Genomic DNA, 20801 nt, shown 5'->3' on the forward strand with positions numbered 1-20801 from the left:
TTAAGAGAACGTTTTTTCGAGATAGATTGAAACGGGGGGAGAAAATTGACGCGATGATCGGGGAAAACCATAATGAGTTTACCCACCCCAGTTATGAAAAAATGTATGGAGCGTTACTATGGACCCGATCAGCAGAATGAATTCCCTCATTACAGAAAGCTTTAATTCTGTAAAAGAATCGCAATCTGAAGTGCTTGAAACATTGGCCACTACAACAAGGAAGGTGTTCAAAGAAATTACTCAAACAACACCGAATTGGAGGCAGAAGCTTTCAGAAATTGCCAATGATGCAACTTGCGCCAATTATGTTGGCCACGTTGTCTCTAACAGACACACTCCAGCAGAGCTACTTCAGTCACGGGCAACTGACGACTTTGTTCTTAACGAATTACAAGTGACAGCGTTCGTGGTTTACGAAATGGTGGAACGAGGTTGCCCTGAGCCGACTCAACTCAAAGATTTGAATACTGCTATCCAGAACGTAACGCTGAAGTCATTAAACAGTTTCCGCAAGTTACTACGCCGCCATAACTATGATATCGACTATCTTTCAGATCGTGTACAAGAGGCTGCCTTGGAAACGATTCGTGCTGCACGCTGCTATAAGCATACGGGTATAGCGAGCTTTGATACTTACGCGAGCGCTCGCGTTAGGACCGTTGTATCAAGAAAAGAGCTCCACCATACACTGATGGTGAAAGTATCAGACCGGGACATCTCAGGCGCGTATTCAAAAGCAATTGAAATTAATTCCGAGAAAACCAACAACAAGCTGACCCCAGATTCCAGTGCATCATCGTACTTACCCAAACCATTGTACGACTTTGAGCATGGTTCGAACGATAATCGATATGGGGTAGCTAGTGGATGTAGCGACAATGTGGTGTCGGATTTGACGCATCTTAAGTTGAGACAGCACTTGATTGCCCAGTTAAAGACCCTCAATGTGAACGAGAAAGTTGTGATCATGAATGAGATGGGATTAGTAGCCGGTACATTGAATCGAAACGACTTGGTTGAATCTCTCGGTTTCTCCTCGTCTCGATATACCCAAGTTAAGACAAGCGCCTTACAAAAGCTAGGCGCACATAAGTCACTTTCTAAGTCATGGGAACGTGCGCTTGCTTAGTTGATGAACTCAATTCCACTCCCATTGTGACTATTGTTTGGCAGAGTATCGTTAGTTTCGGTATTCTGCTTTTTGTTGTCGGTCCTTTGGTATTGATCAGCAATCGGTGACGCAGCTGGTGGTGCGCTTTGCGTGTAATTGAAGGAATCTTTAATTTGAGCATATTTTCCAATGAAGGTTGTTTTTGCAGAGCCTATAGCTGATTTACGAGCTTTGCTAATAATTAAATGAGCGACACCAGGTTCATTTTGAGGATCATACATTTCCGGTCGATAAATAAAGCAGATGATATCCGCATCTTGCTCTAGCGAACCTGACTCTCGTAAGTCGGAATTAACTGGGCGTTTATCAGCACGCTTCTCGATATCGCGAGATAATTGGGATAGTGCTACAACAGGTACTTGTAACTCTTTCCCCAACGCTTTGAGCTGTCGTGATATTTCTGAGACTTCTAAGTTTCTATTATCAGTTTTGTATTTTTCACTGGTCAGCAACTGAATGTAGTCCACACCAATACCAGAAATCTTTCCATTATGCTGCCGATAAAAGCGACGTGCGCGACGACACAGCTCCTCGACGGTCATTGAACCGTCATCCATCTCAATATTGTAATCACCGGATCTACCTAGCGCAGATGAACAATCAGCCCATTGAGTATCACTCATGCTGGCGTTTCGAATATTACTCAGTGGTACGCTTGCCAAGTTAGATAGCAAATTCTCGCCAATCGATTCTGAGCTCATTTCAAGGGAGAAAAATAAGAATGGTGCATCGTTTTGATAACTTGAGTTTTTAATAACGTTCAGGAGTAAGGTGGTTTTGCCGTGAGATGGTCGGCCTGCAAAGATGATGAAATCTGCAGGTCGGAATCCACCAAGTGCTTCAAAGCATGCAAAGCCCGACTTAAATGCATTAAATTCCCCTTTGCTTCTGCGCTCCATGTTGTCCAGCGTTGCAGCAAAGGCATCTTTCAATGAAATTGGGCCTTGCTCATTGTCCTTTTCCACTTCGTCATAAGACTCAACAACAGAATGCATCGAACCTACGATTTCATCGGTCGTCTTGTTTGACGAACATTGTGTTAATAGCTTTTGAAGCTCCACCTGAAGTGTTCGTTTGTTGTTAGTGTCGTTGATTTGCGAAACATAGTCAGAAAGAGCATTTATGTTTGCTGGTTGCGCTAGTGACTCCATGGCAACTGTAGTAATCGCGTCGACACCCTCTTGCCCATACTCAGCGTACACACGCGCTTTAATCGTGTTTAAATCGATTGATTGTTTATCTTCATGCATGTAGTGGCATAGTGAATTTGGCCACCTGATTAAGAGGTGATGTATGATCATCTCGATACTAAAACAGGTGACATTATGACTAAGCGTGAAAGACGCACTTTTAACCCAGAATTTAAGCTTGAATGTGCTCAGTTGGTGCTTGACCAGGGGCGGACTTACAAAGAAACCTGCGAAGCAATGGGCATTGGAAGAACCACGCTAGAAAGCTGGGTGAGACAGCTCAAAGCAGAAAGAGCTGGCAAGGTACCAAGTGCATCACCATTGACTCCAGAGCAAAGAGAAATTCGCGACCTTAAAAAGAAAATCAAGCGAATTGAAGAAGAAAAGGAAATTCTAAAAAAGGCTACGGCTCTCTTGATGTCAGACTCCCTGAACGATTCTCGATAATCGAGAAACTCAAGAAGAGTTATGCTGTGAAACGGCTTTGTGAAGTGTTCGGGGTTCATCGCAGTAGCTATCGTTATTGGGTAAATAGAGATAAATCTCTGTCGTCAGAGCGTGTGCTTGTTCGTGTTGAAGTTCGCCGAGCTTATGAGCTGAGCAATGGTTCCGCTGGAGCGAGAACCATTGCTGATATAGTAACAGCGAGAGGCATTCCACTGAGTCGTTATCGAGCGAGTAAGTTCATGAAAGAACTAGACTTAGTCAGTTGCCAACTCCCCAAATATGCGTACAAAAAAACACAACAGGAACATGTTCATATACCTAACAGGTTAAATCGTCAGTTCGCGGTGACCGAACCGAACCAAGTCTGGTGCGGCGATGTGACCTACATCTGGACGGGACAGAGATGGTCTTATTTAGCAGTTGTTATTGACTTGTTCGCACGAAAAGTCATCGGCTGGGCAATGTCTAACTCACCAGATAGCGCATTGACTGGCAAGGCGTTGACCATGGCCTATGAGAGCCGTGGAAAGCCGTCAGGGGTAATGTTCCACTCAGATCAAGGTTGCCACTATACGAGTAAAAAATATCGTCAGTTGCTATGGAGATATCGAATTACTCAAAGTATGAGTCGTCGTGGGAACTGTTGGGATAACAGTCCTATGGAGCGAGTGTTCAGAAGCTTGAAGACGGAATGGGTACCAAAGAATGGCTATAGAAGTTTTACTGAAGCGAACCAAGCAGTAACGGATTATCTGGTTGGCTACTACAACCAGCATCGCCCCCATCAATATAATGGTGGATTAACACCAAATGAATCAGAACGTCAGTTCTGGTTTCCTTATAAAACCGTGGACAGTTTTACTTGACCACTACAGCAATTTGAAGCAGGTATCGATGAGAACCCGTGTCGCTGTATCACTGACAATGTGAGTTTCTAGGTCGAGTTCGTCAATAATGCCATCATGGGAGAGGATGAGGTTAATCACAGGGTGGTATAAATTAAACTTTAACATGGTAATGCCCATCGGATACTAGGACATAGTTGATACAACTTTTGAGAGTGAATTTAGAGAATTGAGTGGGGGAGGTGGTAGGGAAACCCAAAAAGTTAACAACGGAGTGGGTTTAATCGCAACAATCAAACGATTGGATTTTTGGGTTTCCCAAATTACTAAAGCGAGGCGTCGATGCCTCCCTCATAATCAAATTCGACGGACTCTGTGGGAGAGCTAATCCATGCGTCGATGATGTTATTACGTCGTGTCGTGTGGTATTTGCCTGACGGAAGTTTTTGCATAAATCCATCGGTGACCTGGTTGATGTCCAACGAGTAGCCCAGCTTCGAAATCTCGCCATGAAGTTTAAACATCACGTTATCCGAGATGTAGTGATAAGCGGTACTGCGCGAGATGTTGGCGTAGGTTCGATAGAGCTCTTCACATGGTTCCATTTTGAACTCATCTTCCAAAAGACTTGAGCTGCATTGAGAAAATAACAAGTTTACTCGTGCATCTAAGTAATCGGTGCGGCTGGGTGTGAGCATATACACGGCCAAACACGCGAAGGCGACAATTAAGCACGCAGTGGTTCTGACAGGGACACACTTAGTATTCATTTCCATAACGTTTTCCAGTTCCATTCATCTAGACAACCCAATATCAGAAATATGGCATAGACAGTCATGCCGAAATGAAATTAGTGGAACGATTTTTAGTGTTTCCCCCGTTTTGAATAGAAAACAGTGACCTCCTCTCGTTTAAGACGATGCCTAATGATGTGATGGAATCGAGTTCCTTTGTCAAATAAGGGGCTTAAATGGACTCGCTAATTCGTAAACCCAAGTAATTAGACGTGTATAACTGACCGTCAGAGTCTAAATCTTTTTTGACTTGGGGATTTTTTAATGAAAGTCATCGAGAATAACACCCTGCGCGAGTGTGTAGTCTGTAAACAACCCACACTAACAATGGTAGAAAATGGACACCAGGCAAAACGATACTCTTTATGTGAGAAGCACCACTCACAAATTGAATACGTGAGAGTTATACAAGTAATACAGCAATCTAAATTCAAGCGAGATGGAAAAACTCGGAAAAATGTCAAAATTGTAGATCCAAGAAAGAGCTTGGTTCGCTTTGATTTTTATTTTCGGGAATTAGCAGTGGAAGATTGTGGTAATTATATCTGGCTAGGCGCTAAAAATGGGCCATCTGTACAGGCTGTTCATGTGTACCCTGACAAAAGTGATGTTACCGACTACTTACTGGCAAACCCACCTTTTAACGCAAAAGGAATCCAGTACCGAACAATACGCAAGATAAACGTATGGGATCGAGGAGATAGAAACGAAATCCACTTATCCAACATACCAGAACATCACTACACGAAGAAAGGCATGTCTCTCAACGATGCATACGCACTACTTGTGAAACGTAAGACTGTAGTAATTCAGAAAGTTGGAGCAAAAAAAGTAGTGACCAAATCAGCGTAATAGAGTTGAACGGAGAAGCTAAATGGATTGGTTTGAACGATTAAGCTACGGGCCACAGGTTGATGATCTTGTGGTCAGCTTTTTTAATGGATGGGTTACTTGGGTGCATGGCCTTAGTCTGAATCAGCGTTTGGCTTTTGCTATGTCAACTATAGTGGCTCTCTTTGTCGTTAATTGGCTGTTTAAAATGATATTTCGTATTTTTGTAACCGTTAGGCGATGGCTGCGTAGAAGGTGTATCCCCAAAAAAATCAACCTTCATCTAGATAGGGAGCAAGATCAGCACATAGAGACGGATAAGCTTTTATTGGGCGGCTTTCGTGGTCTGTTAGTGACGCTCTTATTTATTGGGATAGTAGGAGGTGTAGGTGTCAAAATAATGAAGAGTGATAGTATCAATGACAAGCCTGATATCGGTACAGGTGTTTTGCACCGCGACATTGTTAAGCATTATGACCAAAACACATTAACTGTCGAGCAAATAGAAAAGTGCTTGGCTATAAGGCACTATCAAGACCAAAATCAGTCGCAAGCATTCGATTTACGCGCTCAGTTAGAAGAAAGGAAGCTCTACATCCAAAGCATAGATCACCCTACAAACTCAGATGTTCAAGCTTAAAACGTCCTAATTAAACAATACCAAATTCTTGCTGAGAAGCTTGATGCGGTAAGCCTTGAATGGAACAGTATCTGTGCTAATAAGCGTTACTATTTAGAAGATTATAATCATAGCCAATTCACAAATACCGATACCGTAGATATGTAAGCCACTTAAGAGGCAAAGCTTTGTGTCGAGTCTCAATGCTTAAAGCTAAGAAATGCGCCTTCGCTAGTCGAAACAGCAAGGTAGGATTGCACTTTCTCGGGTAATTTCCTCATCAACAATTTCCGCTCAACGAATGAAGAATAAAGATGAAGAGAAAAGGTGCATCACCACAGGAACATACTTAGTCAGCACTTATGAAAAGCGTGTTTGCACTGACTTTCAATCATTGGCCACGAAAAGGAGAATCACCGTGTTTTTCTTGCCAGATATCCATGACACCAAATTAGATACTGTTGCTCTGTCAAACGCGAGTAGATGCAGCATTGTCGCTGAAGTCGCAGGAGAGAAGTATGTCCCGAGAGACTTCCTTAACTTACTTGTGGTTGGCGAGGGGGGTAAAATCGGCAGTAAAGTCAAAAATACTAACGATTCCTATGACTTGGGTCCCGCTCAGGTGAATACAATCCATTCCAAATACATCTTACGAAACTACCCTAATAAGTCTTGGGTAGATGTTGCCACTGACCCTGTTCTCAATATCAGCATCAGTGCCGATATATTCAAAGGATGCCTTACATACGCTAAGGGTCATGTTTGGGAAGCAGTCGGTTGCTATAACTCAAAGACCGTCAACATTAAGACCAATTATCTAATCAGAACGATGAAAACTTGGGATTACATTCTGAAACGACCATCCTTGAACTGCTCGGAGTATTGGTATCAGGATTAGAGCTAACTTCGTCTCCCCCAAATTTCAAATAGTAGCTCAAATTCCCTCCGCTATTTAGCAAAATCGACTCCTACCACAAGTAAGATGGGGTTCTCATGTTTATAGGAATTCACTATGTCGATACGTATAAATAGAAAGACACTGACCCTATGTGGCGTACTCGTACTGTCTGGTGTTCTGGTTCTAAAGTTCTCTTCTGTTTCTTTCGATGATTCTCATGCCTATGTTGGCCAGTGGAGCTCTGTATCGTCAGACGGCGCTGCAGAATTCAACGTCGGATCTGACTACATTGAGGCGTTTGGGAAGCGATTACCCGTTGACGTGATTGTTAATGATGACGGCTCCGTGTTGGCTCAGTCTCCAAACCAAAACTTTAGAATCACCAAAACCACCAGCGGTGTTGAGTTAACTGTTACACGTAGGTACATCGAAGAACCGGTCGAGAAGATTTATGAGCTGACTCTAAAGCAGTAAGCGCTCGCAAAGATGTTTTAAATCGACTTCATATTACTCAGAGCCATCAAAACTAAATGATAGTGCTCAGGCGTGTATAACTACTGCATTATTGAATCAGAATGAAGCGCGAGAATGCTGGATCTAAAGTACATCAAAGACACATTTAAAGTTCCTGTTTGGCAAGTGTTGTTGCGATTACCTCAATCGTATCTGGACACGAGACAAGTGGTATCCGACTTTTCCTATCTTACGGACAGTGACTGTATGGTTGTCCAAGGGACTGTGACTTCTATTTCTGAATCATACAATCGAACGACCGTCATTAATGGAAGCATTGTTGACTCCCGAAACGTCGCTCAACGTTTTTCTCATTTTGCCAAATTAGACAGTGAATACGGACAACAATTGGCAAGTCGAATGAATGATCGAGGTTATTACTTGTGCAAAGTGAAACAAGTCGGAAACGCGCTGTTTATCAACCACCCGCAGCCATTGAATGAAAAATTCATTGGTAAAATCACTCCGGTCTATAAAGTCAAAAGTAAGCAACTCAAAGGGTTGAAGTATGCTGAGTTTTTGGAGCAGCATATTGACGAACTGATCCCATTGACGGCAAGAAAGATACGAGAAGAACTAGCGAAATTAAATTTGAGTAACGGGAAAATTCGACGGTTGTTAGAAGCGCACTCGCTGTGTTTAGAAGACGTTTTGAGATTTGTGCATTTCCCAAATTCATTGGAAGAAAGTGAACAATGCAACGCTATCCTACAAAGAATCGCCGCTACTTTGTTGTTCTCAGAAGTGGAAGGCGAACCAAATTTAACTCACCCATTTCAGCTCGATAAAGACGATACCTATTTCAATGATGTCGTCCCGTTTCAACTGACGGATGAACAATTGGATGCCGTGAGCGGTATCAAAGCCGCGATTAACAACAGAGCCCCACGGAGTGTCTTATTCGGGGATGTGGGTACGGGGAAAACCGTCATTGGCGCGATACTGACACGTCATGTTGTTGATGCTGGTGGTTGTGTCGTCATTATGGTTCCCAACCTAATATTAGGAGCCCAAATCTATAAAGAGATCGACAACTGTTGGCCAGATATTGGCATCGAGTTTTTATTGTCTGAGAGTGAGCATGACAACTTCGTAGGTAAAGGCTATCGATGCATCAACGAGATGACAGAAGACACCCTTGTCGTGATTGGTACGACGGCCTTGCTTCATCATCACAACAATATACCTATTGACCTCCTTTGGATCGACGAAGAGCAAAAAATGGGGCTTGAACAAAAAGAATCCACATTAATAACCCATGGCCGGACTCATCTGTTGTTGTCTAGTGCTACGTGCATTCCTAGAACGCAAGCGATGATGAGTTTTGGCATGCTGCCGTACTTCAAATTAACCAAGTACCACACACCTAGAGAAGTGATCACTACCCGTTACGAGCATACCCAAATCGATGAGGTTATCTGTCGAGTTGAAGAACGCATCAGTCGTGGTGACAAGGTGTTAATCATTAGCACCATGAAAGGTGAATCCAAAGCTCAAGCTGTTTCACACAGAGCCAGTGCTGAACAACTCTTTGATGACTGGAAAGCGATGTATGGCGATATCGTAAAATTGTCCCATGGTGGATTGTCCAAACAAGACAACGAAGTTGCGATTAATGCGATGAAGTCCGGTGAGGGAAAAATATTGATTGCGACCACATTGATTGAGGTCGGGTTAACAATACCAAAACTAAACTATGTCGTTGTGCTTAACCCAGAAAATTTAGGGGTGGTGACTCTTCACCAAATCCGAGGCCGCGTAGCGCGGGAAGGAGGTATCGGACATTGCGACCTACTACCTACAACAAAACTCAAAGCGCCATCCATAGACCGACTAGATTTGTTGGTAAATCACTCTGATGGATTCAGCTTGGCCGAGGCAGACTTGCAATTACGTGGTATGGGGGACTTGAAGAACGGCAACAATCAATCAGGAACGTCGAAATGTATTTTGGTCGACCAGCAATTATCACTTGGTCTTCTAACCGATACCTTAGAAAGACTAACTACAGCGGAAAGGTGTCTTACCTAATGACAGGTATAGACAAACAAATAGGCAATCTCAATTGGGTATAAATCATGACTTAGGGATGAGAGGAAGTTCTTATGTACGACGACATTATTTATGGATTTAAACTGATCGCTTTTTTAATTGCTCTGGCGTGTATCTGTAAAGGTTCCAAGGTCAGCAGCGTCAATAACATGCATACATTATACTGTGGCGTTGTTCTGTTCATGGTCATATGGTTTATGACCGGAGTTGAAATGATTACTCCAGGAGATGCGCCATGGGAATACTTGTTAATTTCAGGGAATGAAGATGATTGGTTTAAAGCCCTATTAGGTGGGGCGGTGCTGCTGTGCCTGCCTGTAACGGTTATAGCCTTTTGTGCAAAAGATATTGAGGGGAGATTAAAAGCAAGGGACAAATCAAACGGGTAACTTTTTTGCAATAAATGTTCTCATAGTTTGCACAGTTCTCGCATATTCGCACGAATAGTCTGCATAAAACGAATGCAAGTTACTGAAACGTAGGGCTATTAAGTCTTATGTTGCAAATTTGAAGACAATTGCTGCAGATGATTAAAAGTGATTATTTAGCGTTAGAATTGATATAGGTGGGTATCATGAAATTATTACTCTCAAGTAGCGTTAGCTTTATTCTCGGAGTGACAGGCACGCATTATTTGTCAGATGAGTGCGAACTTTCACATTCTGTTGATACCCTGAATAATGGACCAGTCGTTGAGGTGCCGGTAACCCTAGACTTCATGACTACGACGGCATTGGATGTGACCGATATACCATCGACATTGGAGCATAAACGCGTAGAGACAACACCTACTCCCCCTTTAATTGGTGACACTCCTGATAAGTCTCGGACGGTAAACTGGTCAAAGCCGTCCGTGGAAAACGAAGAGGAAACTCAAATTTCATGGAATGACATCGAGAGGTTAGCACCACACTTAAGTTACGAGGAAAAGCTAGATTTGGAAACCCTGTCGTATACCGATCCCTCTCTAGCTGTTGCACGTTTAGCGAAAGAAGCTCAGTACCCAAATACGGGTGATCCGGAGAAGGACATATTACTCAACGCACTAAGCGGGGTTTCCCCTGTAATCAGTCACTTTATAGTGACACTTGATAGCATGTATATGGATAAATGTGGGACTTCATTAATGGCAGACAGCTTCAATGACATTATGAAAATGAATACTGACCTCTTATTTCAGTATAAGAAAATGAATTACCCAGCTCTAAAGGAGGAGTTCATGAACACAATACCGTGCGATATAAACTGAGAAAGCGAACCCCATCTCCTCACTACTGCAAATTGAAATCCATTCTTAACTGCAACACATCACCTCTTTCTCCAATCAGAAAGTCAATTAAGCCGTGAAATAAGGCTCACTAATTTAAATTCTGCATATCTAAGTTTGGCAAACTCGTGGGACTAACTAGGAGTGTTGCTATGAAATGGTCAAACAAAATTCACAGAATATTGGGTTTAGGGTTGCTTGCCAGCACTCAAGCAACTGCTGAACCCCCGACGCAAGATTTCCTCAATGCCGACATCAACGTGGTTTCCAGTTATGAAATTGAAACCGACAAACTGATTATGATGGAGCTGGACACAGGTGAAATGTTATTGGCCACCGGTGATGGAAAATTTCTAATTAAGGGCGGTTCATTGTTCTCAACTGTCCACACCAAATTCGTTAACTCCCCTCAAGAACTTTACGCGGCGTCACATGTCGACTTGAAGAAAATGAAAATCAACCCAGAAGAAGATTTTGCGGGGTTTAACTTAAACCCGTTAGCCAAGGTATTCGGAGGGACACTCTTTATTGCACCAACGGGATGTAAACATTGCGGTGACTTCGTTGAAATCCTTGAGAAACAACACCCAGATAAAAGGTTCCGTATAGCCATCGTGCCAGTCTTTGATGATAAGGAGTATGAAAACACGTTGTTAGCACAATGTTCCGATGCTCCGGACAAAGCTCTACGCGCCTTATATGAAGGTACTTGGTCTGAAGCGAAATACCCCCGCCCACCGAATAGCCAATGTAAAGAAGCCATTACCAAAGTGAATTCAACTTACGCGTCTCTCCAAATAATGAGTCCGGGGCGTGTTGGACTTCCTGCATTTTTTAACAATAAAACATCTTCCATCATTGGGCTACCAACGAGTAAGGCTCAACTCACGTCCATTATCGTAGAAGGAATCGACCTATGATTAAACAATCCATATTTATCTCATTTGCGCTGCTTACTTTAGCCGGTTGTTCTGTCGTAGGCGAAGAAGAGGGCGTGTGTCCAGGCGCGAAAAGTGGTGTAGCGTGTGCGTCCGTCCGAGAAGTTTATGAGCTAACCAATGTCTATAACAATGCTGAAGACTATGCGAAGGCGACAGGTGACGAACGTGTCATGGTCACAGACGAAGATGGCGAAACCATCACAGGGAAAGAATACAAAGAGAAATACGGAACGGACATTGAGGCTGACTCAGCATCAGTGAATGAAACCCAACAACACGCAAACTTTTCTCAAGCTCCAGCGTTAGCTTCACCCGAAGCGGCATATCAGCATTTACTTCTTCCGGCTCCAGAACCCCTAGCCATGCGAAAGCCTGCCGATATTGTCCGTACACTGGTGCGTCCATATACAGACAAAGAAACCTTACAGATCCCTGGTTATGGATTCATCGAAGCAACACAGCGAACTTGGGTCGTCGATAGAAGTGCTAAGACCAATGACTCTCAATACGTCAATTTCCATGTCAGAAAGGAAAGCCAAGAGCAAAACTACGATGTGAATGATGATGGTCAGATTGGCGTCGAGTCACGCAATGCAAGACCGGCTATCAGCGACTCTGAGTTAAGAGAGAATGCGCGAAGTAATGCGAACTCGCTAATCGATCAACTGCGTCAATAAGGGGGCATATATCATGGGTGCGATTTCACGATTTTTTAAGCAATTCGAAAACTCCAAATTTGGCGATCTTCTCCCTGTCTTGGACTACAACCGAAAGCACAAATATTTCGAGCTCGAAGACAGTTACATTGGCTTAATGTACAAGATTGAAACGGTGCCAGCCGTTAACGATGAGTTACAGGAGCTATTAGAACAAATCTATAAGGCCGATTGGCCGGAAGACACGTTTATTCAGGTCTTGTTTTGGGCGAATGATAATTTAAGCCCTTTCACCAATAGCTTTTCTATGTACCACGGAGGTCGACAAACAGGTGAGGCAAACGACAGACTGAATTCGATTTCAAAGGGGCTGATTAACCACTTCCAGCAATCATCACAATCAGGGTTTGGTGATAGCGACTGTCGAGCTCGCATGTTTGATTGTTACTTCGTAGTGAAGGTTCCAATCAAAGGCAACTTTGGCGTGCCTACCAAAAAGGAACTTAAACACTTCAATAATCTACGTACTGATACAGAAGAGTCGTTGAACAAGGTCGGCTTGTTCTGTACCCCGATGGATCAGTGGGGCTGGCTACACTTCATGCAAAGGCTCATGAACAGAAAGGACTCGTCAACTTGGCGCAAAGGAGACGTTAATAAAAACGAAGCCTACATGCCCCGAGATCAAGTTCAGGAGCAGGGCGGTAAAATCGAGTTTACCGATTCGAAGGTCATCATTGATGAGCGGCCTATATCGATGCTTACTCCCAAAGAATACCCAAAAACACTGGGCTTTGGTGACATGCTGAATGTCTTTAGTGATTGGCGATATGGGCATTCTACAGCATGGTCGAACTTCATGATTGTATTGAATGTCCATTACCCTAACTCTAAAAAAGAAGAGGGTAAGATTAAGCGTCGCCGTAAATACATGACAATGCAGGCAAACAACAAATTAGTAAATTGGAATGATACTGTTCGTTGGCAGCGAGCTGACTTTGATGAAGCTTTTACCAAAATTGAGCAAAAGAAGTCGAAGATGGTGAATGCGTATCTTCAGTTTATGATTTTTGGTGATGATGAGGAGCATTTAGAGACGGAGATTGCACGCTTCAAGAAAGTAGCTTCAACCCCTGCAGGATTCGAATTGGAAGAAGACAAGTACATGACTCCACCTATGTTCCTGCATTCATTACCTTTCGCACCAGACCCTGTGACTCGCAAAAGATTAGACCGCTATAACTTAGTACCGTCTGATGTCTGCGCGTTCATGAGCCCGATAATTTCCAGTTCATCTGGCAACTCACCAAGTAAACCTGTGATCCCCTTTGTAACCAGAGACATGTCGATGTTTGGGTTCAATCCTTTTGAAACCGATGGCTCAATGAACGGTATCGTTGTCGCGGAGTCGGGCTCGGGCAAGTCGGTTCTCGTCCAATACATTGTGACGTGCATATTGGGGTCAGGCAAGATGCCAAGCCAGCATCTATGGAACATGATGAATTTACCCAAGTCAGAAATCGATAAGCTGATGAAGACCGCTCGACATATTGCTGAAGCCAAGCGCGATGGTGGTATGGCAATGATTATCGATGTGGGTCGAAGCTACTACCGTTTGTGTGAAGCGTTGAATGGTCAATTTATCAGTTTTGGTCAAGATATGAAGTTCTCACTCAACCCTTTCCCGTCCATTGTTGAGTTCAGTGGTAAGGAAGGGCAGGCTGGTATGATTTTGGAAATGCTGTCGGTGATGGCAGAGCCCAATGGTACGCTCACGACGTTGCAGAAACGTGGTATGACGACCATTTTGAAACTGATGTGGGATAAGCATGGTCGCGACTCAAGTGTCACTATCTTCGCTGATATGTGTTCTGCGAGCTCTCGTAAAGAGCTGAATGACATTGGTGAACAGTTAAAACCATTCCGTGAAGGCGAAATGTTTGGCGATATGTTTACGGTCAATAAGCCGCCCCCAACGCTAGACAACCCATTCATTGTCTGTGAATTAGAAGAGCTGAAGTCGCAACCGGAATTGCAGGTAATTGCCTTAATGCAGATCATCAACCTGTGTTACCAACATTTCTTCTTGGGTGATGCTCAAGCCGGTTCTCAGCGTCGTTCGAAAGCCTTCATTGTGGATGAGTGTTGGGAGTTCCTTCAAGAAAAGCAAGGGTCCACAGGTGCTAACCCAGTATCATCGTTCCTTGAGAGTGCCTTTAGGCGTTTTAGGAAGGTGGATGCTAGTGCTTGGATTATCACCCAATTGTTGAGTGACTTGTATGGTTCATCTGTAGGTAAAGCCATAGCCGCCAACTGTGTATATCGTTGCTTCCTGTATCAGAAATCAGACACGATTAATCAAGTTAAAAATGACAAGCTGGTGGCATTGTCAGACCAAGAATTCGAAATTCTCAAATCGATTAGGACCCGTAAAAATAGGTACTCAGAAATCTTCTTCCAAATTGGTGATGACATCAAAGAGGTTGTGCGTTTTTACGCGCCTCCTGCAATGCTGCTGATGTACTCCACGGACCCGAAAGACAAAATGGAATTAGCGGCTCTGATGGAACGGGGGTACACCCAAGACCAAGCCATCGATAAAATTTTAGAGACGCGTCGGGTCGAGTCATTTGCGACTGACATGGATGACTTGGAAAATGAAGACGAAGAACAAGTCGAAAACGCCGCATAACAATGTCCTTTCTTTGAAAGAAAATAAGTTATGCAAATGATCTCCCAAATAGGCAAGCAGGCTCCAAAACCTGCTTGTCAATTTAAAGTCCAAATTACCTTCCTTGTTTGAAAAACTTATTTCTACCGCTCCTTACAATGAAAATCACACCCCAACAATGGTCACTATACAATGAAAATTCTAACTATGGTTTTAAGCACTTTGGTCTTCATGAGTTCAGCTATGGCTAACACCAGTGACGACATAATCAGTCGTTACAAAGAAGCGTGTGGAACGGAGTGTGGGGACACCATCGCCTATTTGTCACGCTATGCTTCCGCCCAATGTAACATTCCTTATGATTCAGTCGTAGAAACGTCTGTGGAGCTTACTGGACTTCAATTTGTGGCGATCTCCATTGCAGTCCAACACCCACTTGCTCACTCATTGCAAAATTATGCTTTGAAGAGTCTTGATTGTTCGGACTTGCAAAAGTGGTCTAAGTCCATCGAAGACTACTCGTTCGTGCTAGAGGCAAACAACGGACTCCAAGGCTCCAATGTCTCAAGTAGTAATTAGAATGAGTGAGGTTATGGATGTTGAGTACTAACCAATGTAATGAAAAATCAGGCAACAACGTGAAGGTGACATGGCTTCTGGTGTGTGGACTTGTGGCCTTAATCACTATTGTTACCGTGATGTTGTGGACAACGAGAGCGAATCGATTCAGTGATTACACGATGATGGAAAAATCATCACGAGAGTATATTTTAAACCTGTATGCAATGGACAACTCAACAATAGATTCAAAGGCGATTCAGTGGCCTGATTTTGCTGTCGCTCATGGTGGGGTGCAGTCAGTGAATTTGGTAACAAAAGTTTGTAAGTCTGAGGCGTCAGATGCCACCTGCTTTTTTGCGTATCAAACTTCCTTTAAAGACCAAAGCCATACCATGACATATGGAGTCAGGGCGACAAATGATGAAAGTGAACCGCTGAATATTGAATTGCTCAATGCAACTGGGGGGCGGTTGTTGCTTTCCATGCCAGATCCCTTTGTGAATAGCCCTGTGGTGGAGGTATTGGAATGAAGACGCTACATTTTCTTGTCGGATACATCTCTCTTCAATTTGGGATAATTGGTTTTTTTACAAACCCATTGAATAGCATGTCACTCACAATAATTTGCTTTCTACTGGTGGCGGTATGCTACTGTCTTGTCTCCCCGTTTATCAAATGTCGTTTACAAGAACTCAAGCATTTTGATAAATTTGTCTTTGAGATTTATCAGTCAAATCGACGTCATCCATTGTCTGAAAAGTTTGGAACGGAAGTATCTAAACACCTGTCTAAAAATGCACAATTTTCTTCTGATAAAAAGAAAGACATCGGCGCATATGTAGCCACGGACTTCTACTTGTCCTTATGCACGTTCGGTATCGCGGTCGCGCCAGGTTTATTAATCCATATATTTTTACCATAAGTCTTCATTCTCATTCAGCCCCTTCATAGTCGTGAAGGGGTAACAATCCAAATCCCTCCTTTACAATGAATGCCGCTAGAAAACTTTAATCCTCAAAAATAGGCTTGTTAATTTAAAAAATTGCTCTCGACCTTATTTAACCTATCCCAATGAAATTGCGTTTGGAGTTGAAGAGCACTATGAACAAGTTAATCAAAATTCTTATTAGTTGTTCACTAACAGTTGTAGGGACTGCTGCTGTTGCGAAATCAGTGTACATCATCGGTTCCATAACGAGTGTGCCGCCAAAAGTAGAGTTTACTTACCCTGATGAAATCTATCGTGGCGTGAAAGAGTATTCAGCCTTAGCTAAAGAAGCCGCAGCATCCGGTTGTAGATTAGAAACAGTGCGAGAAGAAGCGTATACGTCTGACAGTAGTAATCTAAAGTGTTTCTTCGAATGGACAGGTGATACCGACCCGAGCTGGAATGCGAATGGATTAGCGCTCGATGGTCGACCTACCGCAGCTGCAGGAGAGCATTACAGTTCATATCGCATTTCTTACTTCAATGGTATTGAGAAAGAACGCATCACATTAATTGAAGACAGCGTGGCCTACACTATCCTTGAACCCGTTCCGCCTGTGATTGTAAATGTCACCACGGACACTACTTCAGCTCAATATCAAGGCTTGAGCTTCATTACGCACGATAAGAATGAAAAACTTCGCAAAATTACCGTTGAGGTCGAGCCTCGTCCATTTGATCAGGTGGTGGCCTTAACTCAGTTCGGTGAATCGTGTGAGGTGCCTGAAGGCCAAGATTCTTGCGTGGTCGCCATTTCTGCCTTTCATTTATCTGGTGACGATTCACTGACAGGGCATCTTACCACAGCATTAAAAGTCTCGGATAAATACGATGTCGTATCAGCCCCGAACAGTCAGATCCAATACGCGTGGGATTACAGACCACCCGTTATTGAGCAGTATGCTGTCAAAGCTGTCGGAGATACCACTAGCAATGATATTTCGATTGATGTTGGTGGAGAAACGGTGGTTGTCCAAAACAATGAAGCTGTCGTCGTTCTCAGTTCGCCGCACAGTACCGATACAGCAAATAAGTGGTGGTTACCATCCAAGGTTAGTTTGAGCTTTGAAGAGCATACAGATCATGTCGGTGTATCCGATTTCGTTACGCTAGAGGGTAGGGATATAGGCGATTTATTCAGAAATGAACACGTTACCTATACCGAGAAGACAGTAGACAGCTTTGGTATCCCTCAACAGATTGGCAACAAGTTTGTCTATCGAATTCCGCTCAGTTCAGTGGTAGATGGATTTTATCAAGGCAACATAAAAGCCTTAGATAGATTTGCAAACAGAGGTGACAAGGAAGTGACTGCAATGCAGTTAGACCGTTTACCTCCTGAGATTCGTCTGTACAACAATGACACGCTGTTTAGTACTGGTGATGAAATCAACTTCATGGAGCATATGATTTTCACCGTGCAAGATGAAACCAGTATTGAGAATGAAATCACTGATATTTTGCTTGATGGCGTACCCGTTGAGCATATTGGTGAATTCAAGATGGCTCGTGCGATCAAAATGGAAACCCCATGGGAGTCCAATACAGTTCATAAAGTCATTGTGCGTGGTAAGGACGGGAACAACAACGTAGTTCAAAGAGAGTATTCCATTTCATTCTTACCTTTAGACTTCGAGTACGACAACATCAGTGATCGCAAAGTGGCACTTGTGCAGAACCAAGACATCACATTCGCACAAACGAAAGGTCGAGCTTGTAGAATGTTCAAGTCAGAGCATGAGGCGGTACAAGGGATCAAAAACCCGACTCAAATGACTTGTTCCGTGAACTGGACAGTCATCCCTCAAGGTTTGGAAGAAGCATGGGATACTGCGAGCCCTGAGCTGATTGGTGTATTTGAAAATACGGGTCCTGCGACAGTGGAAGCTGAGATTTATATCCATGACTCTGAAGGCCGAAAAAACTTAATCAAAGTCGACGATACAAGCCTAATCGTTCATACCCCAGATACTCCAGAGATCATCTTCGACGACGACGGTATGTTTGAAGATGGCATATATGCGGTTGAGATGGGGCAATCTAGAATCGGGAGATATCGAGTTAAATCAGCGGCATCGCCTATTTACATTACGCTCCTTAAAAATGGTGAAACCTTAGAAAGCCAATACATCAAACAGTCCAATCGATACACCGAGCACACTATCACTAAGTTAATCACAGACAGAAACAGTGCAAACCACCGAGATTTGTGGCAGATGGATGATTATGCCGTTCAAGTTCATTACGCCCGTTTACCAGAGCAAGTGATTGAGAGTGCGGTGAAGACTTATGCGGTTCCTTCTACACGAGCAAGGCTCAAGGTTGAGCAAACTTCTCGTGAAACGTCCACCGTTGACACATTCAAGGTTAAATCGAAATTTGGGCTGTATAGTAGCTTTTACCGAGATGTCGTATACAAATCTGAAGAGCTTGGTGATTGGTCTGTTCGAATTGCTGTCATGGACAAAGAGAAGAACCTACATGGCCTGACGGATTGGCAAGATATGAACGAATCAGGTATGAACGACTTTGATGTAAACTTCTCATCAGATGACATCGGTGACCTTCGATTCTATGCACAAGCGAAACTAAAATCGCCAAATGAAAATTATGTTTCAATGGTTCGCTCTCAACGCGGGACATTGAAAATCATGAAAGGAACGGCAATCGAAGGTGAACTGCGTACACTGCGTATAACGGGTTCTGTACCAATGAATGCTGCTATTCAATATCAACATCTTACCCGTGATGACAAAGACGCCTCTGGTGAAGTGTCATGGTACATATCGGAAGACAATGGCAGTACGTGGAATCTATATGGAGAACCTGGTAAGCGCTTTTCTTTCAGTACCGCAGTAGAAGGTATTTGGTTGGTGAAAGGTCATGTTCCAAATCGCTTCACAGGGGAGATAGCAGAAACGGACGTCGTACAAATCATGGCGTACCGAGTGCCACAAACTGAACTAGTTGGGGCAGCAAACCTGATCACCGGTATGACAAGAACGTACACTCTTCTTGATCAAGGTGAAGAGGCGGATGCGGGTAATATGCTCATCAAATGGTCTATTGATGGTGGAGTCACGTTCACTGAAGGTGGCAGTACACTCGAATACACTGCAACAGGTGAAGGCAGTAACAAGATTATCGCAAAAGCGGCGTATCTTGGTTATGAAACCGATGAACAGAGCTGGGCAACAGAATATCGCTCAGTACGTTCTCAGCGAGCCAAACCTGTTCGAGTCAGAGTGAAAGGGGATACCGATGTTGAAACCACCGATACGTTAACTTTGGTTGGAGATGTCGATACACCGTATTCCAATATGGACTCCGAACTTGAAATTGAATGGGTAAGACCAGACAGAACCATTGTCGATTCGAATGTTGTGGACTTTACCCCAACGAATGATGATTTGGATCGAGCTGACTTTCATACATTCACACTGCGTGCGTGGGTTAAAGATGCTAAGGCGTTAACGTATGCGGAATTCGACCATAAGGTTCGTGTATGGGAGTATCAGTTCCCACAATTCGACGCGGCGTATAAACAGCGTGTGCTCGTTGCACCTTCAGTGATTGAAATCTGGTTACGACGTCCAATTGGCGCGAATTTACGCGAGTACTATTTGTATGAGTGGAACGGACAAGGCCGACTGGAGCTGACGAAAGATTACGGACATCGAGCGCGATTTACCGCAAAACAACCGGGCATATACCCGATCTCGGTGACGGTAGAAGATGATCGCGGTAACTACGACACCTTTACTGAATATGTGGAGGTATTGGAACCTGAGCCGATCACTGTGGATTTAACTGCACGGTATAGTAACAGTTACCAACGTTCGCCACTTGATGTTAATGTCCGTCCGACAATTCGAGGTGGTCACCCATCAGACCGAGTGGCAGACTATCAATGGTATGTCGATGGTGAGTTACAACCTGAGCTAGAGAAGTCATCAGCGAATATTGAGAACCTATTAACGGGTGATCATGAATTGAAATTGAAAATTCTCACCAACTACGGTCAGGAAGCGGAAGCCATCATTCCAATTGAAGTGGTGCCAAACCAACCACCGACGTGCTCTATCGATTATCGTATGTACTCGAAGACCGCCCGTATCGAAGCAAAATGTAAAGACTTGGATGGTAAAATGGTCAAATACGATTGGACAGTTGGTGATAACGTGCGTCGCAATATCGGTAAACGGATTTCAGAGTTAAGACAACCGGGCGAATCAGAGTTAGTGACGGTTGTTGGCTATGATGATTCTGGAGATACCGCCACAGCACAAATGGTCGTGCGTTGGTAAGACTATGACCGAGATATAAGGACGTCCTTGTGTCGTTATTGGTGCATTTA

Annotated in this window: 18 protein-coding genes; 15 read left to right on the forward strand and 3 right to left on the reverse strand. The window is 43.6% G+C overall.

Features of this window, described 5'->3' with window-relative positions:
• Nucleotides 1-118 precede the first annotated feature (118 nt).
• Complete coding sequence (locus ACTRWI_RS04090) at nt 119-1129, forward strand: RNA polymerase sigma factor FliA (RefSeq protein WP_499129585.1); 1011 nt, start codon at nt 119-121, stop codon at nt 1127-1129.
• Here ACTRWI_RS04090 and ACTRWI_RS04095 read toward each other — a convergent pair.
• The gene (locus ACTRWI_RS04095) at nt 1126-2421 is read right to left on the reverse strand and encodes a replicative DNA helicase (protein ID WP_499129586.1); all 1296 of its coding nucleotides are present in this window, start codon (nt 2419-2421) and stop codon (nt 1126-1128) included. The genes ACTRWI_RS04090 and ACTRWI_RS04095 overlap by 4 nt on opposite strands.
• 75 nt (nt 2422-2496) lie before the next feature.
• Between ACTRWI_RS04095 and ACTRWI_RS04100 the strand changes: the two genes are divergently transcribed.
• Nucleotides 2497-3674, forward strand: a protein-coding gene (locus ACTRWI_RS04100; protein ID WP_499129587.1) for an IS3 family transposase whose coding sequence is annotated in 2 segments (ribosomal slippage) — nt 2497-2755 and nt 2755-3674 — 1179 coding nt in all. Because the reading frame shifts where the segments join, the coding sequence is not laid out codon by codon here.
• A gap of 3 nt (nt 3675-3677) precedes the next feature.
• Here ACTRWI_RS04100 and ACTRWI_RS04105 read toward each other — a convergent pair.
• Nucleotides 3678-3821, reverse strand: coding sequence for a hypothetical protein (locus tag ACTRWI_RS04105; protein WP_499129588.1), 144 nt, complete (start codon nt 3819-3821; stop codon nt 3678-3680).
• Nucleotides 3822-3979: 158 nt separating this feature from the next.
• Entirely contained in the window at nt 3980-4351 is a 372-nt protein-coding gene (locus ACTRWI_RS04110; RefSeq protein WP_372157289.1) for a hypothetical protein, read from the reverse strand.
• A 360-nt stretch (nt 4352-4711) separates the two neighbouring features.
• Here ACTRWI_RS04110 and ACTRWI_RS04115 point away from each other — a divergent pair, with 360 nt between their 5' ends.
• The 13 genes from ACTRWI_RS04115 to ACTRWI_RS04175 all read left to right on the forward strand — a co-directional run bounded on the left by ACTRWI_RS04115 (nt 4712) and on the right by ACTRWI_RS04175 (nt 20751).
• A complete protein-coding gene (locus ACTRWI_RS04115; RefSeq protein ID WP_086714975.1) occupies nt 4712-5299 on the forward strand; it encodes a hypothetical protein in 588 nt (195 codons plus the stop codon).
• A 22-nt stretch (nt 5300-5321) separates the two neighbouring features.
• Complete coding sequence (locus ACTRWI_RS04120; protein WP_499129589.1) at nt 5322-5918, forward strand: hypothetical protein; 597 nt, start codon at nt 5322-5324, stop codon at nt 5916-5918.
• Nucleotides 5919-6198: 280 nt separating this feature from the next.
• Nucleotides 6199-6795, forward strand: a complete 597-nt coding sequence (locus tag ACTRWI_RS04125; protein ID WP_143691584.1) for a lytic transglycosylase domain-containing protein — start codon at nt 6199-6201, stop codon at nt 6793-6795.
• A 114-nt stretch (nt 6796-6909) separates the two neighbouring features.
• The gene (locus ACTRWI_RS04130) at nt 6910-7269 is read left to right on the forward strand and encodes a hypothetical protein (RefSeq protein WP_086714972.1); all 360 of its coding nucleotides are present in this window, start codon (nt 6910-6912) and stop codon (nt 7267-7269) included.
• Between the two features lie 114 nt (nt 7270-7383).
• Complete coding sequence (locus ACTRWI_RS04135) at nt 7384-9339, forward strand: helicase-related protein (protein ID WP_499129590.1); 1956 nt, start codon at nt 7384-7386, stop codon at nt 9337-9339.
• Nucleotides 9340-9413: 74 nt separating this feature from the next.
• Nucleotides 9414-9749, forward strand: coding sequence for a hypothetical protein (locus ACTRWI_RS04140; protein WP_499129591.1), 336 nt, complete (start codon nt 9414-9416; stop codon nt 9747-9749).
• Nucleotides 9750-9934: 185 nt separating this feature from the next.
• Nucleotides 9935-10609: a hypothetical protein gene (locus ACTRWI_RS04145; RefSeq protein WP_499129592.1), complete on the forward strand. Its 675-nt coding sequence runs from the start codon at nt 9935-9937 to the stop codon at nt 10607-10609.
• Nucleotides 10610-10779: 170 nt separating this feature from the next.
• Nucleotides 10780-11547 carry a thioredoxin domain-containing protein gene (locus ACTRWI_RS04150; RefSeq protein ID WP_499129593.1) on the forward strand — a complete coding sequence of 256 codons (768 nt, stop codon included), beginning with the start codon at nt 10780-10782 and terminating at the stop codon, nt 11545-11547.
• Nucleotides 11544-12245: a TraV family lipoprotein gene (locus ACTRWI_RS04155; protein WP_086714968.1), complete on the forward strand. Its 702-nt coding sequence runs from the start codon at nt 11544-11546 to the stop codon at nt 12243-12245. The genes ACTRWI_RS04150 and ACTRWI_RS04155 overlap by 4 nt, the downstream gene beginning before the upstream one ends.
• A gap of 13 nt (nt 12246-12258) precedes the next feature.
• Entirely contained in the window at nt 12259-14916 is a 2658-nt protein-coding gene (locus tag ACTRWI_RS04160; RefSeq protein WP_446638997.1) for a TraC family protein, read from the forward strand.
• 210 nt (nt 14917-15126) lie between these two features.
• A complete protein-coding gene (locus ACTRWI_RS04165) occupies nt 15127-15474 on the forward strand; it encodes a hypothetical protein (protein WP_499129594.1) in 348 nt (115 codons plus the stop codon).
• A gap of 17 nt (nt 15475-15491) precedes the next feature.
• Nucleotides 15492-15986 (forward strand): hypothetical protein, encoded by a 495-nt coding sequence (locus tag ACTRWI_RS04170; RefSeq protein ID WP_499129595.1) that lies wholly within the window; start codon nt 15492-15494, stop codon nt 15984-15986.
• A 571-nt stretch (nt 15987-16557) separates the two neighbouring features.
• Nucleotides 16558-20751 (forward strand): hypothetical protein, encoded by a 4194-nt coding sequence (locus ACTRWI_RS04175; RefSeq protein ID WP_499129596.1) that lies wholly within the window; start codon nt 16558-16560, stop codon nt 20749-20751.
• Nucleotides 20752-20801: the final 50 nt, after the last annotated feature.

The sequence above is a fragment of the Pseudoalteromonas sp. G5_S1_14_S5 genome, assembly GCF_054968605.1.